The organism is Robertmurraya sp. FSL R5-0851 (genome assembly GCF_038002965.1).
In the GTDB taxonomy this organism is placed as follows: domain Bacteria; phylum Bacillota; class Bacilli; order Bacillales; family Cytobacillaceae; genus Robertmurraya_A; species Robertmurraya_A beringensis.
The window spans coordinates 1840194-1856627 of sequence record NZ_JBBOOE010000001.1; the positions used below are offsets into that span (position 1 = coordinate 1840194).

At 37.2% G+C, this 16434-nt stretch carries 14 protein-coding genes; all 14 read left to right on the forward strand.

The annotated features are described in order from the left end of the window. Positions 1-37 precede the first annotated feature (37 nt). The 14 genes from abc-f to MKX65_RS09480 all read left to right on the forward strand — a co-directional run bounded on the left by abc-f (position 38) and on the right by MKX65_RS09480 (position 16431). Entirely contained in the window at positions 38-1663 is a 1626-nt protein-coding gene (abc-f, locus tag MKX65_RS09415) for a ribosomal protection-like ABC-F family protein (protein ID WP_160547905.1), read from the forward strand. Positions 1664-1867: 204 nt separating this feature from the next. Further along, positions 1868-3046: a sulfite reductase subunit alpha gene (locus tag MKX65_RS09420; protein WP_160547906.1), complete on the forward strand. Its 1179-nt coding sequence runs from the start codon at positions 1868-1870 to the stop codon at positions 3044-3046. A gap of 217 nt (positions 3047-3263) precedes the next feature. Continuing rightward, positions 3264-4322: an LLM class flavin-dependent oxidoreductase gene (locus MKX65_RS09425; protein WP_160547907.1), complete on the forward strand. Its 1059-nt coding sequence runs from the start codon at positions 3264-3266 to the stop codon at positions 4320-4322. Between the two features lie 33 nt (positions 4323-4355). Next, the gene (locus MKX65_RS09430) at positions 4356-5111 is read left to right on the forward strand and encodes a GTP cyclohydrolase II RibA (RefSeq protein WP_160547908.1); all 756 of its coding nucleotides are present in this window, start codon (positions 4356-4358) and stop codon (positions 5109-5111) included. Next, positions 5104-6195 (forward strand): bifunctional diaminohydroxyphosphoribosylaminopyrimidine deaminase/5-amino-6-(5-phosphoribosylamino)uracil reductase RibD, encoded by a 1092-nt coding sequence (gene ribD, locus MKX65_RS09435; protein ID WP_160547909.1) that lies wholly within the window; start codon positions 5104-5106, stop codon positions 6193-6195. Before MKX65_RS09430 ends, ribD begins: the two co-directional genes overlap by 8 nt. Before the next feature lie 65 nt (positions 6196-6260). Beyond that, the gene (locus MKX65_RS09440; protein ID WP_160547910.1) at positions 6261-6845 is read left to right on the forward strand and encodes a TetR family transcriptional regulator; all 585 of its coding nucleotides are present in this window, start codon (positions 6261-6263) and stop codon (positions 6843-6845) included. Between the two features lie 370 nt (positions 6846-7215). Beyond that, positions 7216-8592 carry an amino acid permease gene (locus MKX65_RS09445; protein WP_160547911.1) on the forward strand — a complete coding sequence of 459 codons (1377 nt, stop codon included), beginning with the start codon at positions 7216-7218 and terminating at the stop codon, positions 8590-8592. 323 nt (positions 8593-8915) lie between these two features. Then, on the forward strand, positions 8916-9857 hold the full coding sequence (gene speB / locus MKX65_RS09450; protein ID WP_160547912.1) for an agmatinase: 942 nt from the start codon (positions 8916-8918) through the stop codon (positions 9855-9857). A 168-nt stretch (positions 9858-10025) separates the two neighbouring features. Next, positions 10026-11024 carry a substrate-binding domain-containing protein gene (locus tag MKX65_RS09455; RefSeq protein WP_160547913.1) on the forward strand — a complete coding sequence of 333 codons (999 nt, stop codon included), beginning with the start codon at positions 10026-10028 and terminating at the stop codon, positions 11022-11024. 296 nt (positions 11025-11320) lie between these two features. Next, a complete protein-coding gene (locus MKX65_RS09460; RefSeq protein WP_160547914.1) occupies positions 11321-12352 on the forward strand; it encodes an alcohol dehydrogenase catalytic domain-containing protein in 1032 nt (343 codons plus the stop codon). Positions 12353-12401: 49 nt separating this feature from the next. Beyond that, positions 12402-13493 carry an NAD(P)-dependent alcohol dehydrogenase gene (locus MKX65_RS09465; protein WP_160547915.1) on the forward strand — a complete coding sequence of 364 codons (1092 nt, stop codon included), beginning with the start codon at positions 12402-12404 and terminating at the stop codon, positions 13491-13493. An 85-nt stretch (positions 13494-13578) separates the two neighbouring features. Next, entirely contained in the window at positions 13579-14598 is a 1020-nt protein-coding gene (gene dctP, locus MKX65_RS09470) for a TRAP transporter substrate-binding protein DctP (protein ID WP_160547916.1), read from the forward strand. 62 nt (positions 14599-14660) lie between these two features. Then, the gene (locus MKX65_RS09475) at positions 14661-15152 is read left to right on the forward strand and encodes a TRAP transporter small permease subunit (RefSeq protein WP_160547917.1); all 492 of its coding nucleotides are present in this window, start codon (positions 14661-14663) and stop codon (positions 15150-15152) included. 4 nt (positions 15153-15156) lie between these two features. Next, positions 15157-16431 (forward strand): TRAP transporter large permease subunit, encoded by a 1275-nt coding sequence (locus MKX65_RS09480; protein ID WP_160547918.1) that lies wholly within the window; start codon positions 15157-15159, stop codon positions 16429-16431. Positions 16432-16434: the final 3 nt, after the last annotated feature.

The following is a 16434-nucleotide window of genomic DNA, read 5'->3' on the forward strand; positions in this document are numbered from 1 at the left end:
ATTTTTTGTTCTCCCTGCAAACCGAGGGGCTGAAATCATGAGAGAACTTTTTAAATGTAAAGATGTTAGCTATGAAATAAATGACGAAACCCTTTTTAAAGATGTAAATGTTCATGTTCATGAAGGAGATGTCATAGGAATTATAGGAAAAAATGGAGCTGGGAAATCAACCTTACTTCATGTTATATACAACCAGTTAGTTCCCACTAAAGGAAATATTCAGTGGGTTGAAAAAAATGTGAAAATGTCGTTAGTCGAACAGGATACGGAAGTCTTTTCTGTGGAGGAAGAGTCACCGGTGTTTTATAAAAAATGGATATTGCCAACACACATTGATTTTTCCAATTTAAGTGGAGGAGAAAGGCTAAAACTTCGATTAGCACATGGCTTTTCAGAGCAATCTGATCTCTTGTTATTGGATGAACCTACCAATCATTTAGATGAACAAGGCTCACAACTATTGATTGAACAAATAAAAGCTTATAAAGGATCGATTATTCTTGTTTCCCATGATCGGTATTTTTTAGATAAAGTAGTAACAAAAATTTGGTCTATTGAAGGGACTAAAATTTTTGAACATAATGGAAATTACTCGAGTTATATGTTAGCTCGTGAACAGAAAAGACATTCCCAGCAGCGAGAATATGAGAAGCAACAACAAATGGTCGAACGTATTGAAGCTCAAATAAATGAGCTCACTTCTTGGTCTCAGAAAGGTCACGCTCAATCAACCAAAAAAGAAGGAATGAAGGAATACTGGCGTGTAAAAGCAAAACGCATGGATGCTCAAGTTCAGTCTAAACGAAAGCGTCTTGAAAAAGAGTTAGAAAAAGCGAAAGTCGAGCGGGTTGAAGCAGAGTATGATGTTCGTTTTACGATTGAAAATCATAACAAGGTGGGGAAACGATTTCTAGAAGTGAAGGATTTGTCAAAGAATTTTGATGGTCGAGTGCTATTTAATAACGTTAATTTTACCATTCTCCACGGTGAGAAGGTCGCTATTACTGGTTCGAATGGAAGTGGTAAAACAACATTGATAAAAATCATACTTGGTCAGGAACCGTCAGATGGAGATGTATGGATTTCTCCAACAGCAACCATTGGTTATTTGACACAAGAAGTATTTGATTTACCATTGGAAAAAACACCGGGGGACCTTTTTCACAAAGAAACCTTTAAGGCAAGAGGGAAAGTTCAAAATCTTATGAAGCATTTAGGTTTTACAGCTTCTCAATGGAAGGAACCGCTTCAAAATATGAGCATGGGTGAACGAGTAAAGTGTAAACTGATGAGATATATTTTAGAAGAAAAAGATGTGCTCATATTGGATGAACCTACCAATCATCTTGACTTACCTTCCCGAGAGCAGTTAGAAAGGACTTTGGCAGAGTATAATGGCACGTTAATCATTGTTTCTCATGACCGATATTTTTTGGATAAGACGACAAATACAAAACTTGTTCTTGATAATAGGACTATCCAAAAACAACTAAGTGAGGTTACACAAAAATCAAGTGATTTAGAAGAATTGCAGTTAAAGCTTGAAACAGAGAGACAAGAAGTTCTAGGGAAACTCAGCTTTATGACTCCAAAAGATCAATCATATAAAGAACTTGATTGTAGATTTAAGGAACTGACAAGAAAATTAAAAGAGCTTAAATAGTGGTGAAGCCGGAGAGCCTTTTGTGTAAGGCTCTTTCCGGTGCCTTCATACTTGTAATTGATATAGTGTAAATATTACAATACATATGAAGTTATTCAATAATCCTGATTTAAATAACAAATGACCCAAGCCTAAAAAATAAGTTTCTGAAAAGTTGAAAAATGTTATAATATTATTGTTATACAAATTTGTGAGGTGGCGAACATGCAACGAACTGCAGAAAATATATCAGAACAAAAAAAGGAAGAGACTATGGCTTATTCTAGAACAAATCCATTTCAAGCAAAGGTTCTTAAAAATATTAATATAAATGGACCTGCTTCTAATAAAGAAACAAGACATATAGAGTTGTCATTAGAAAATTCCGGCCTTTCATACGTACCGGGAGATTGCCTTGGGATTTTTCCGCAAAATGATCCTGATTTAGTTGCGTCTATCCTTGAAGAAATGAAGTGGGATGCAGAAACGCCTGTAATTGTTGATAAGATTGGTACAACTTTACCACTGAAAGCAGCTTTATCCACTCACTTTGAAATTACGTTATTAACAAAGAAAATTTTACAACAAGCTGCTGAACTAACTGAGAACACGGAGTTAAAAAGGCTAGTAGCAGCCGAAAATATTGCTGAATTAAAGGAATATGTGGATGGTCGTGATTTACTTGACTTGTTGCATGACTTTGGACCATGGACCGGATCAGCTCAAGAAATTGTATCTCTTTTAAGAAAATTGCCACCACGTCTGTATTCTATCGCAAGCAGCTTTGTTGCTCATCCTGGGCAAGTACATTTAACCATTGGTGCCGTACGATATACAGCCCATGGACGTGATCGTAAGGGAGTATGTTCAGTACAATGTTCAGAACGTCTTGAAGAGGGCGATAGCATTCCTGTATTTATTCAACAAAACAAGCATTTTAATCTTCCTGAATCTGACGAAGCAGATATCATTATGGTTGGACCTGGAACAGGTATCGCCCCATTCCGTTCATTCATTCAAGAACGTGCCGTGGGTAAAGCAGCAGGTAGATCTTGGTTGTTCTTTGGAGATCAGCATGCGGAAACAGATTTCTTATACAAAGAAGAGTTAGAGGGCTATGTAAAGGAAGGTTCTTTAACAAAATTAGAGACCGCGTTCTCTCGTGATTCAGAACAAAAAGTGTATGTCCAACACAAGATGCTTGAAAACAGTAAGGAAATTTATGAGTGGCTAGAAAAAGGTGGATATTTCTACGTTTGTGGAGATAAGACTTATATGGCTAAAGATGTGCATGAAGCACTGATCACGATTATCGAAACAGAAGGTTCGCTTTCACGTGAAGAGGCTGAAAGTTATTTAAATGATTTAAAAAAGCAGGGTCGATACCAGCGTGATGTATACTAATAGTAAGAGAGCTATTCGAACATTCGAATAGCTCTTTTTTTATATATTTTTTAAACGAGACAAAAGCTCTAATATTGGAATAATATCTTTAGGGTAACATTATCAAAATATACACAGTCCTTTTCTAAAAGAAAAACTTACTTGACACTACTCTGTAGTGACATTATAGTTACTTACATAAAGTAACTAAGTGATAATTATTGAGGAGAATATGGTAATGCAGGTGAAAAACGCAGGAATTGAAATTGGTCTATATACGCTTGGTGATATTATACCAGATCCTCATACAGGAAAAGTGATTAGTCCAGGTAAAAGATTGAAGGAAATACTCGAGGCAGCAAAGCTTGCTGATGAAGCAGGGCTTGATGTCTTTGGGGTTGGAGAGCATCACCGTTTAGATTACGCAATATCTTCTACGCCAGTTGTACTATCAGCAATGGCTCAACTAACCAAAAATATCAAATTAACGAGTGCAACTACTGTTCTAAGTACCGTTGACCCTGTTCGTTTGTTTGAGGATTTTGCAACATTGGATTTACTTTCTAATGGACGAGCAGAAATCATTGCTGGGCGAGGGGCTTTTTTAGAATCGTTCCCACTCTTTGGTTTTGATATTAATGAATATAATGATTTATTTTTAGAAAATATGGATCTATTTTTACAGTTAAATCAACAAGAGAAGATCACTTGGAAAGGCCAATTTCGATCATCATTATGGAACGCAGAAATTTCTCCAAGACCGCTCCAAGATAAGCTACCCATTTGGGTTGGTGTTGGTGGTTCACCAGAAAGTGCTGAACGTGCAGGTATGCTTGGGGTTGGAATGGCTGTAGCGATTTTAAGTGGAGATTCGATGAGGTTTAAGCCATTAGTTGATTTGTACCGACAAGCTGGTAGTAAGGCAGGACACTCATCGGATAAACTAAGAGTAGGAGTTACTGGCCATGGGTATTTTGCAAGTACCAGCCAAAAAGCAAGAGATGAATTTTACCCTTATTATTCTGTATACAAGTCATATGTCAATCAGCAATTAGGCAAAACAGGAAAATTATCAAGAGAAGAATTTGATCAATTGACAGATCCTGACACAGCCCTTTTTGTGGGTAGTCCGCAACAAATCGTGGAGAAAATTCTCCGTCAACATGAGCTTTTTGGCCATCAGCGCTTTATAGCGCAAATTGATATTGGTGGGTTACCGTTCGAAAAAGTAGCGGAAGGGATCGAGATATTAGCCACAAAGATAGCTCCAATCGTGAGGAGAGAAATAAGTAAGTAGAAGTGAAAATAATAATGAAAAGAGGTTACCTTTTTGACACAGACAAAATTTGATTCAAAAGTTCTTTCTGTTTTAGAAGACAAAATTCAATTAATTAAAACAGGTAAAGGAGCCATCTATTTAGTTGGTCCAATTAAACTACCTGTTAACCTTTACGGTGAAACAGTTGTTTTTCAATGGTATTGTTGGTTAAATTGTGATGAAGTAACAGAAGACTTTGAAAAAATTATCAACAAATTATCTTCTGTTAACTTAGCCGAACTACAACAATCCAGCGTTCTAGCATATGGAGATTTTTCTTATGGGGAAGATGCCATTATTCGAATGCATTCTATCTGTCATACAGGTGATATTTTTGGAAGTAAGAGATGTGATTGTGGATATCAATTAAAACAATCGATGAAGATGATTGTTGACCATGGAACAGGTGCATTATTTTACTTGGCTAATCATGAAGGGAGAGGGATTGGTTTATTTAGTAAAGCAATGGCCTATATTCTCCAGGAAAATGGCTACGATACAGTCGATGCAAACGAAAGTCTAGGTTTTGTAGATGATTCTAGAAATTATTCAGATGCGATTCAAGTACTAAAGGCACTTCGCTCAAAACCAGTTACCCTTATGACAAATAATCCAAAAAAGCTTGAGGCATTAAAAAATGCAGGGCTAACAGTCTCAGATAGAAAACCATTATGGGGAGATATATCCGAATACAATGAAAATTATCTTCAAACAAAAATTAAACGTTCTGGCCATTTAGAAGAAGAAGGGAATTGTCCAAATGACTAATGATGAATTTTATATGGACTTGGCATTGAATAATGCCTTAGCCATGAAAGGACAGACAGATCCAAATCCATTAGTCGGGTCTGTAATCGTCAATAATAATCGGGTAGTAGGAATTGGGGCGCATTTAAAAGCGGGCGAACCACATGCGGAAATTCACGCCATACGGATGGCTGGTGATCAGGCGAGAGAGGGAACCATCTATGTAACCCTTGAACCTTGCTCTCATCACGGGAGAACGGGTCCTTGTGCAGTAGCGATTGTAGAAGCAGGTATTAAGAAGGTAGTTATTGCGACACTCGATCCAAACCCCGTAGTTTCAGGAAACGGTGTAAAAATCCTTAAGGATGCGGGTATTGAAGTAGTTGTTGGGGTAGGAATGGAAAAATCTCAACGAATGAACGAAGTGTTCAATAAATTTATTGTTCAGAAAAAGCCGTTTGTCACATTAAAATCAGGTATTACACTTGATGGAAAGATCGCCACACACACTTCCGATAGCAAATGGATTACTTCTGCAGAGGCTAGAGAAGACGTTCACCATCTCAGAAATCAAAATATGGGTATATTAGTAGGAGTAAATACAGTGATTAAGGATGATCCGGAATTAACTGCTCGTATTCCTAATGGAAGGAATCCAATTCGAGTGATAATGGATTCAACTTTAAAACTTCCACTTGATTCAAAGGTTGTAACAGATAAAAAGGCAGAAACATGGATTTTTACTAGTGACACCTACGATAGAGAAAAGAAACAAACATTAGAGAGTATGGGAATCAATGTATTTCATACATCTGGAAAAAAACAAGTAGACCCTACCGAAGTGGTAAGTATATTAGGTGAAAAGCTTGTATCTTCTCTACTAATTGAAGGTGGAGGAGGAATTAATGCGTCCTTCTTTGAAAATCAGCTGATAGACAAAGTTGTTCTCTATATGGCTCCAAAGTTAATCGGTGGGAGTATGTCTCCATCGTTTCTTGGAGGGAGCGGTGTAGAAAAAATGAAGGATGCTGTGGAACTTTCAGATGCATCGATTACCCAAATTGGGAAAGATTTTAAATTTGTTGGTTACCCAATTTATAAATGAGGTTGATTTGCTCGTAACTCATGAAATATAGTAAAATGAATGGAGTTCATTCATTTGAGGTGGTAATGATGAGTCACACCAATGAAAAATATGATAAAATTTTACAAGCTGCCATTGAAGTTATTTCTGAAAAAGGTCTAGACAAAACATCTATTTCCGATATTGTAAAGAAAGCTGGCGTTGCACAGGGGACTTTTTATCTCTATTTTCGATCAAAAAATGCACTAATTCCAGCCATTGCTGAAAACTTACTTATGTATTCACTCAGCAATATAAAAAAGAGAGTAGTAGAAACGACAACTTTTTGGGAAAAAATAAAGGTGTTTATTGACGAAACCTATCGTATAACGGATGAATACAAAGATGTGCTTGTTCTTTGCTATTCGGGTCTTGCATTAGAGTATTCTTTAGAAACCTGGGAAACGATTTATACACCTTATTATCATTGGTTCGAGGAGATCTTACAAAATGCGATCGTACATGAAGAAATTATTAGTAATTTCCATGTAGAGTGGACATCAAAAATGATTATTAATCTTGTCGAAAATGCAGCTGAGCGTTTTTACATAGCTAAAGATCAAGACATGGAATTAGAAGACTCGAAAGAAGAACTATTCCGATTCCTAGAGAGGTCATTATCAATAAAATAAGAAAATGATTCTATCAAAAACGACAAACAACACACTGTGTTTGTCGTTTTTTATTTACCTTAAAAAATAGATTCTTGTTTAAAAATATCTTGCATTCTCTTCCATCATGAAATAAGATAGTCTCAGTTGAAAGCGATTTCATTAAATATCTGTTCGATTTATGTCAGATCATCTAACGAGGAAGTGGAAAGAATAGAAAAGTATGAGTATATTAACTAAGAAGGAAGGTTTCTGAATTTACAGTTATATGAATGACGATCAGTCATTTTTAGTAAATAGAAGGGAGGTTATTAATTTTTTACATGTAGAGAAGAGCACATGTAAAAAATTATCTAAATATTGAAAAAATATTCTGTTTGGGGGAAGATACATGCCGGCTGAAAGAATTGAATTAAGAAGGTCACTTAAGCTATCGCATATTGTGTTAATGGGTATTGGGTATATGACACCTATGGTTGTTTTCGATACCTTTGGTATTGCTTCCGAAGCTACAGCAGGTCATGTTCCTACAGCATATATCCTAGCCTTGGTTGCAATGTTGTTAACGGCACTTAGTTATAAACAGATGATTCAAGTTTATCCAACCGCTGGATCTGCTTATACGTACACTCAAAAGTCAATTAATCCACATTTAGGATTTTTAGTTGGATGGGCAGCGCTAATGGACTATTTATTTTTACCGATGGTCAATGCCCTTATTTTTCAAATCTATTTATCTTCTATCTTTCCAGAGGTACCTGAGTGGATATGGGTGGCAGGATTTGTTATTGTGGTGACCTTCTTTAACTTAATGAGTATCAATTCAACGGCAAATTTTAATACTTTCTTAGTTATTCTACAAGGAACGATTATTTTATTGTTTATTGGTGTCGCTATTAAATATTTATTAAGTGACGGCGGTGTAGAACAAGCATTCTCCATTCAGCCATTTTTTGAACAAGGGTTAGATTCATCACTTCTAATAGCCGGTGCGACGTTAATGTGTTTTTCATACTTAGGATTTGATGCGGTGGCAATGCTAGCAGAAGAGACACCACACCCAAAAAAGACTATTCCAAAGGCCATTTTTCTTACTGCGTTACTAGGTGGATTGATGTTTATTGTCACCTCCTATTTTATTCAGCTCCTTTTTCCTAATCCTCAAAACTTTACTGACCTAGAAGCATCATCTCCAGAAATCGCTGCCTCAATCGGAGGAGCTATATTTCAGATTATCTTTATTGCTGGGGGAATAGCTGGCACACTTTCGTCTGGTATTGCTTCACATGCGAGCGTATCGAGACTGTTATATGTTATGGGGAGAGATAAAATCCTACCGGAGAGAATCTTTGGATATGTACATCCCAAGCTTAGGACTCCAGCTTTAAACATTATTATAGTAGGAATTGCTTCTCTATCTGCGATCTTTTTCAGCCTGGCGACGGCTGCTTCATTTATTAATTTTGGAGCATTAATTGCTTTTACATTTGTAAATTTATCAGTCATTGCACATTATGCCTTTAAAAACAAACAATACACAACATTAAAGGGCTTGTTTTCATATGTCATTATGCCATTGCTAGGTGCGGGAGCAATTTTTGTTTTGTGGTTAAACCTTGAAAAGAGTTCTATTATTCTTGGTGCCACATGGCTTGCCTTCGGACTTTTGTACCTAATATATCTTACGAGAATGTTTACTAGAAAGATTAGTAATATCGAATTTAATGAAATGGAAGAGCTTGAACCAACTACGTTAATAAAGATGTAAGTCTTTTATAAAAAATAGAAGGGGTGCGAGAAGAACAACATGCACCTACACGGAATAACAACCCCCCTTCCTAATTGGAAAAAAGATGGAGATATTCACTTGATCTTTTTTTGTTTTTCACTTATATTCAGATTATTAAAATAATTTTGTGTTATTTTATTTTTTAGGATTAATAATGAATGACAGTCATTCATAACATTTAACAGAAAGTTGAGGCGATAAAATGAACATGTTACATTTTTTGATTCCAGTACTCCTTTCAATGGATTTATTTTTGAATGTGACTCAACCATTCAAAATAAATTACAGGAGGAAAATAAAAAATGAAATATCCATTATCGCCCGAGGTCAAACCTGAATTTTGTACAACAGGATCTTTTGTGAGACTACCAGAACAAAGAGAGAATGCCAAACTAGCCATAATTGGCATGCCTTTTGATACAGCTGCTTCCTTTCGGGTAGGAGCGCGTTTTGCTCCTCAGGCTATTCGACAAGCATCTATGACTTTGTTTCCGTACCATCCTATTCACAAGGTGTATCCTTTTGATGAAACAAATGCCATTGATATCGGAGACGTTTCTGTCATCCCTCATAATATTCATAAAAGCTACGAACTTATGGAAGAAGCAGTTAAAGGACTTATGGAAAAGGGGATCATCCCTATTGGACTAGGAGGAGATCATTCAATTACTCTTGCAAGTTTACGTGCCGCAGCAAAAGTCCATGGACCCGTAGCGTTGATTCACTTTGATTCCCACACGGATACTTGGGATACGTATTACGAAGAAAAGTATTGGCATGGTTCTCCTTTTATACGTGCACATGAGGAAGGTTTGGTTGATCCGTCCAAGGTCTTTCAAATCGGGATAAGAGGTACGCTCAACCATCCTGGCGACGTTCAAGAGAGCTATGAATTAGGATATAACGTCATAACTACTCACGATCTAGAACAAATGGGATTTGAGAGCGTGCTTACAAAAATGCGAAATGTCATTGGTGATACTCCCGTCTTTTTAACCTTTGATATCGACTTTGTTGACCCCTCCTGTGCCCCAGGGACAGGTACGTTAGAGGTAGGTGGGTTCAGTAGTAGAGAAACATTACAAATGATTCGATCTCTTACTGGATTCAACTATATTGGATTTGATGTAGTAGAAGTGCTGCCTCAGTATGATCAAACGCAAATCACCGCTTTATTAGCAGCTACTATTGTGCATGATTTTGCTAGTTTGGCTGCGTTGAAGATAAAAGAGCAGAAGGAATAGAATGTGAGAGAGGGAGTTGAAGTACTTCCTCTTTTTTTGTTGTTTGAAATAATAATTTGCTTGTTTATAAAAAAATCTCTTGCAATAATTGCTAATTTATATAAAAATTAAGTAAGCGCTTAACTAAATAAATTAGTGCATCTCAGATTTAAATTTAGGAGTGGAACGATGAAAGTAACTATATATGATGTTGCCAGGGAGGCAAACGTATCAATCGCAACTGTCTCTAAAGTAATTAACAATACAGGTAGAATAGGAGAAAAAACAAAAAGAAAAGTAGAAGAAGTGATGAAGAGGTTGGATTATCAACCCAATATGATGGCTTCTGCTTTAATGGGGAAACAAACGAAAACAATTGGACTTCTTATTCCTGATTTAGCAAATCCATTTTTTTCTGAGCTTGCACGAAGTATAGAGGACCGTGCCCATGAGTTTGGATACAATTTAGTGATCTGTAGTACAGATTATTTGCCAGAAAAAGAAAATAAATACCTTAATCTGCTTAAAAGAAAGAATGTAGATGGATTTATTTTAGCGTCGGGCTTTGAAAACTTAGAAAAAGTAGAAGAAATGGTGAGGGAACACGTGCCTGTGGCCATTGTTGCTAGAGACTTCCCCATGTTTTCAATCAATACAGTTGCCCTAGACGATTTTATGGGGGGGTATTTGGCAGCTTCTCATTTGATGAAGCTTGGGCATCAAAAGATTGCTGTTATTGCTAGGGATGTATGGAGTAATAGGGAAAGACTTCGTGGGTTTAAACAAGCATTAGAAGAGAAAAACATCAAGTTTATGGGGAATTTTGAATATATTGATGGTCCGAGCCATGTGGAGCCAGGTAAGAAAATGGCACTTAAATACCTTACAGATGATGATGCTCCTACGGCTATTTTTGCTTGCAATGATTTATTGGCGATCGGTGCTATCCAGGCTGTAAAAGAACTTGGAAAAAGCGTTCCTGATGATGTTTCTATTATGGGGTTTGATAATACACTTATTGCAACTATTGTGGAGCCACCATTAACTACCATTGCACAACCCATTCAGAACATGGGAAAAGAGGTTTTGGATCTAATTATATCTATGATCAATGGGGAAAAAAAGGAGGTAATGCGCTTAACATTATTGCCTTCGCTTGTAGAAAGAAACTCAACGTCACCATTGTAGCAAGCTAATGGTATAGTAATATAATAGTATAAAATATTCAAAATTTTTTAATAAAACGGTTGATTTTTTATAAAGTATTGAATACAATTTAACCATCGAGAATTTGATAAAGCGCTTAACTAAAAATGAGTATCTTTGTTAGCTTAATAAACTAATAGAATAAAAGAATTATTTTTGACTCTAAAAGTAAGCGCTTAACACACTTGATTTAGCAACTATACATATCAGCATATTACGTATTTTTTTTGAAAATTAGAGTAAGCGCTTTCTGGAAGAAAAGAAAGGAGCCGATCAGTTTGAAAGCATTAGTAAAAGTAAAAGCAGGCGTAGGTAATGTTTCTTTATTAGACATCGATGATCCACCATGTCAAGCAGATAAAGTTAAAGTAGAGGTGAAATACACCGGAATTTGTGGAACGGATCTACATATCTACCATGAAACGTTTAAAAACTATCCTCCTGTCATTATGGGCCATGAGTTCTCTGGTATTGTTTCCGAGGTAGGTACCAACATTACCAAGGTAAAGGTTGGAGATCGAGTCACAGTTCTTGGTTCCACTGCCTTAACCTGTGGAGATTGTCACTATTGTAAAACTGGCCATTATATGTTTTGCTCCAATCGAAGAGGGATGGGACATGGGGTCGACGGAAGTTTCACGAAATATGCAGTTGTTCGGGAAGATATGATTTACAAGTTACCTGACCATGTGAGTCTTGTGGAAGCTGCGATGTCTGAACCACTTGCTTGTGCCGTGCAGGCTATTGAAGAATTAACTACGATTCAAGTGGGTGATACCGTTTTACTATCTGGCCCAGGTCCAATAGGATTGATTTGCTTATCTCTTCTAGCAGTTAAAGGGTGCAAGGTGATTGTAGCAGGTACATCATCGGATGCATTGCGATTGAAGATTGCAAAAGAATTAGGTGCTGATGTCGTCGTCAATATTGATGAACAGAATCTTGACAAAATTATTGAGGACGAAACCAAGGGTTTAGGAGTAGATGTAACAGTTGAGTGTGCTGGTGCTGGTCCATCCATAAAGAGTTGTTTGAAGTCACTAAAAAAGTTAGGAAAACATATACAAGTTGGCATAGCTGGTAGAGAAATTACTTTAGATTTTGACTTAATTCTTTATAAGCAAATCAAGGTATACGGATCACTCGCACATTCGATGAAAACGTGGGATCGTGTCATCCAAATCTTAGAACAGAGGAAGGTCAACTTAACCCCAATTATTACTCATAAGCTTCCACTGTCTGAATGGGAAGAGGCATTTCAATTATGTGAGGATAAACAATGTGGAAAAGTATTACTAAGCCATGATTAAGTGGCAATTAATCCTATGATTCAATATGGAATAAAGGAGGAGAGTTGGGATGTCTAGTATAAAAGTAGAGTCTTCAGATAATCTAGACTTGGCTATTCCTAAAATTATGAGTGTAGCTTATCTACAAAAACCATTGGAAGTGAGTATTGAACAAGAGGATGTTCCGTCCGTCTCTGGGAGAGAAGTGCTTGTCAAGGTGATGGCTGTAGGGATTTGCGGATCTGATGTGCATTACTATGCTCACGGCAGGATTGGAAATAGACTTGTTACCTATCCGCATATTCAAGGACATGAATGTGCTGGAATTGTCGTTGCAACAGGAGACAAAGTGACTCGGTTTAAAGTCGGCGACCGTGTTGCGGTTGAACCAGGTGTTGCCTGCATGTCTTGTTCGTGGTGTAAGGAGGGGAGGTATAATCTCTGCCCGGATGTACAGTTTTTATCTACACCACCAGTAAAAGGGGCATTTGTTCAGTTTTTAAAGCATCCTGAAGAATTTCTATTTCCTATTCCAGAGTCACTTTCATTTGAACATGCGTCCTTAGCAGAACCTCTTTCGGTAGCCATTCATGCAGTCAACAGAGGGAAGTTAAAACCCGGATCAACTGTAGTCATTACAGGAATGGGGCCCGTTGGGTTAATGACGGTAGTAGCTGCTAAAGCTTATGGTGCAAAAGAGATTATTGTAACGGATATGGAGCCCTTACGACTAGAGACCGCTCAAAAGCTTGGTGCTACCCAAGTCATTGATATATCAAGTACAGATACAATTAAAGAGATAATGCAAGTAACCTCAGGGTTAGGGGCTGACCTAGTCTTTGAAACTTCTGGTAATGTAAGAGCCTTGCAATCTACTATAGAGATGGTCAAGCGAGGTGGTTCAGTTGTAACAATAGGCTTTCCAAATACAGAGGAAGTCCCATTGAATGTGACACTTATGCTGCAGAAGGAAATAGATCTTTTCTCTGTGTACCGATATACCAACACGTATCCATTAGCCATTAATATATTGGTAGACTTAGGCAGTCAAATCGAGCCCATTATTACGGATCGATATTCTTTAGAACAAATAAACGAGGCAATGTATCAAGCTTATGCGAATAGAAGTAATAGCTTGAAGGTAATTGTTTTTCCAAACTAATTTTTTAACTAATAGATAGTGGGCACAAGGGGAGAAGAGAAAATTTCAATAAATATTACTTATTAAAATAAAGGGGGAAATAGAAATGAAGAAACTGGTAAAAGGGACTACACTGGCAGCTGTACTAGCAATGACGTTAGCAGGATGTGGGGGTGGGGCAGAAACTCAGTCTGCCAATGCTGATGCTTCAGAAAAAAAACAAATCGTATTGGATTTAAGTATACCTGAGCCAGAAGGCGCAAAGTTCGATGTGGCAGCAAAGGCTTTCAAAGATGAATTAGAAGAATTAACCGACGATCAATTAACCGTAAAAATTCACTATAATAACTCGCTTGGTGGAGAACGAGAAGTGTTTGAATTAATGGGTATGGGCTCGTTGGATATGGCTGTTCAATCTGCTGGGCCAATGGGTAACTGGGTTTCAGAATTTAATATGTTTGATCTTCCTTTCCTTTTTGATAATCTTGAACACGCTCGAGCTGTATTAGATGGTGAAATAGGGGATGAACTTGCTCAAAAATTTGAAACAGAAACAAATGTAAAAGTACTTGGTTGGGTTGAAAATGGTTTTGTTGCAACATCTTCAAATAAACCTATTAATAGTGTGGAAGACGTAAAAGGTTTAAAAGTTCGTGTGCAGGAAAATGAGTTGCAGATTGATGCATGGAAAGCATATGGAGCGGATGCTACACCAATGGCATGGACTGAGGTGTTTACCGGATTACAACAAGGGGTTATTGATGGTCATTCTAACTCATTAGCAACCATTCAAACATCAAAGATCTTCGAAGTTCAAAGCCATGTCGCTTTATTAGGAGACCGCTATTCTCCAGGTCCGATTTCTATTAGTAAGAAAACGTTTGATAGTCTTACACCAGAGCAACAAGAGGCTGTTATTAAGGCAGCTGAGCATGCAGAACCAATTGGAAGACAAGCAAACGATGACAAAATTAATGCAGCAGCTGATTTCCTTAAAGAACAGGGCTTGGAGTTAACAGAACCTGATAAGGAATCGTTTAAAGCAAAGACCGATTCTGTATATAAGAAATGGGCACCTAAAATTGGTGAGGAAATGATTGAAAAGGTAAAGAATTTTAAGTATTAAGATCCTCTTGAGGGCAATATGAACGGTGAAAATATTGTCCTCCCCTTTAAGGAGTTGAAAAAATGAAGAGCATAAGTGGAATGTATATTCGAACCATCGATAAGTTAAACAAATTTTTTGGCTATGCCTTAGCCTGCATATTGGCATTTATGACGATTATTATCTTCTGGCAAGTAGTTGCAAGATACGTAGTAGGCTCCTCGCTGGCTTGGTCAGAGGAACTGTCACGATTCTTGATGATTTTAATGATTTTAATTGGCTCTTCCTTAGCTCTTAGAGATAACGAGTTAATATCCGTGGAAATTCTTCCGGAAGTTCTAAAAGGAAAAGCTAAAAAATGGCTAATTATCTTAGTGCATTCCATATCGACTTTCTTTTATATCGTCTTAATGTTCTATGGGTGGAAAGTAGCGCAAAGTTTCGGAAATCAAATCGCCCCTGGAACAGGAATTTCAATGTTTTTTATTTACCTTTCCTTACCTCTTGGAGGCTTACTGCTTCTATTAAATACGATTACATGTATCTTAGAACAGTTTCTAGGAAGAAAGGAGTGATGGGATGTTACCAGTATTTTTTGTGTCTCTATTTGTCTTCATATTTTTAAGCGTACCGATCGCGTTTTCTTTGGGTCTGTCAACTGTATTAGGCGTGTGGATGCATGATACCCTTCCTTTGGAGATTGTTCCTCAAAGAATATTTGTTTCTATGAATTCCTTTCCTTTGATGGCGATCCCTTTCTTTATTCTTGCTGGAAATTTAATGGGTGCAGGGAGTATGTCAAAGAGACTAGTTAATTTCGCTAGTTCACTAGTTGGCCATTTTACCGGTGGATTAGCCATGGTGGCAATTGTTACATCCATGTTTTTTGCAGCTATTTCTGGTTCGGGAGCAGCAACTACGGCGGCTATTGGATCCATACTGATTCCTGCCATGGTAGCCAGAGGTTATAAAATTGAATATGCAGCTGCCAACCAGGCGGTAGCTGGTGCTCTAGGTATTATTATTCCACCGAGTATCGCGATGATATTATATGGAGTAGCAGCTGAGGTTTCAATTGGCGATCTTTTCATAGCTGGAATTCTTCCAGGATTATTGATTACTTTTTCTCTACTGATAAGTGCCTTAATAATTGCAAAGCGAAGAGGTTACGTTGGAGAAGAACGTAAAACTTTTCCGGATATAATTAAATCGTTTAAGGAATCTATTTTAGCCTTGTTAATGCCTATTATCGTCTTAGGAGGAATCTATTCAGGAATATTCACACCAACAGAAGCATCGGTCGTTGCGGTTGTATATTCTTTTGTAGTCGGGTATTTTGTTTACCGAGATCTGACCATACAACAAGTGGCTGATACATTAAAGAAATCCGCTATAAGCAGTTCTGTCATTATGATTGTAATTGGGACTGCTGGATTATTTGGGTTCTTTATTGAAATGAATGGTGTACCGGGTATGATTTATAGTTCTATATCTGATGTCATAACAAATAAATATATCTTCTTAATTATCGTTAATATCATTTTATTTGTGGCTGGGATGTTCCTAGAGGGTGGAGCAGCAATACTAATATTTGTGCCATTATTATTAGGTACTGCAGTTAATTTAGGAATTGATCCTGTTCACTTTGGGGTCATAATGGTGTGTAACTTAGCGATTGGCCTAGTAACACCACCGGTTGGCATTGATTTATTTGTGGTATCACAGCTAACGAAGTTATCGATTGTAAGAATTGCCAAAGCAGTCATTCCATTAATTTTTATATTAATCGTAGACGTGCTAGTGATTTCTTTCTTCCCGCCACTTTCTACTTGGCTGCCATCTTTATTAAAATAGCAT

Coding starts and splice junctions, on each gene's coding strand:
- dctP (WP_160547916.1), top strand. CDS start 13,579: ATGAAGAAACTGGTAAAAGGGACTACACTGGCAGCTGTACTAGCAATG.
- MKX65_RS09445 (WP_160547911.1), top strand. CDS start 7,216: ATGCCGGCTGAAAGAATTGAATTAAGAAGGTCACTTAAGCTATCGCAT.
- MKX65_RS09420 (WP_160547906.1), top strand. CDS start 1,868: ATGCAACGAACTGCAGAAAATATATCAGAACAAAAAAAGGAAGAGACT.
- MKX65_RS09455 (WP_160547913.1), top strand. CDS start 10,026: ATGAAAGTAACTATATATGATGTTGCCAGGGAGGCAAACGTATCAATC.
- MKX65_RS09465 (WP_160547915.1), top strand. CDS start 12,402: ATGTCTAGTATAAAAGTAGAGTCTTCAGATAATCTAGACTTGGCTATT.
- MKX65_RS09480 (WP_160547918.1), top strand. CDS start 15,157: ATGTTACCAGTATTTTTTGTGTCTCTATTTGTCTTCATATTTTTAAGC.
- abc-f (WP_160547905.1), top strand. CDS start 38: ATGAGAGAACTTTTTAAATGTAAAGATGTTAGCTATGAAATAAATGAC.
- MKX65_RS09425 (WP_160547907.1), top strand. CDS start 3,264: ATGCAGGTGAAAAACGCAGGAATTGAAATTGGTCTATATACGCTTGGT.
- ribD (WP_160547909.1), top strand. CDS start 5,104: ATGACTAATGATGAATTTTATATGGACTTGGCATTGAATAATGCCTTA.
- speB (WP_160547912.1), top strand. CDS start 8,916: ATGAAATATCCATTATCGCCCGAGGTCAAACCTGAATTTTGTACAACA.
- MKX65_RS09440 (WP_160547910.1), top strand. CDS start 6,261: ATGATGAGTCACACCAATGAAAAATATGATAAAATTTTACAAGCTGCC.
- MKX65_RS09475 (WP_160547917.1), top strand. CDS start 14,661: ATGAAGAGCATAAGTGGAATGTATATTCGAACCATCGATAAGTTAAAC.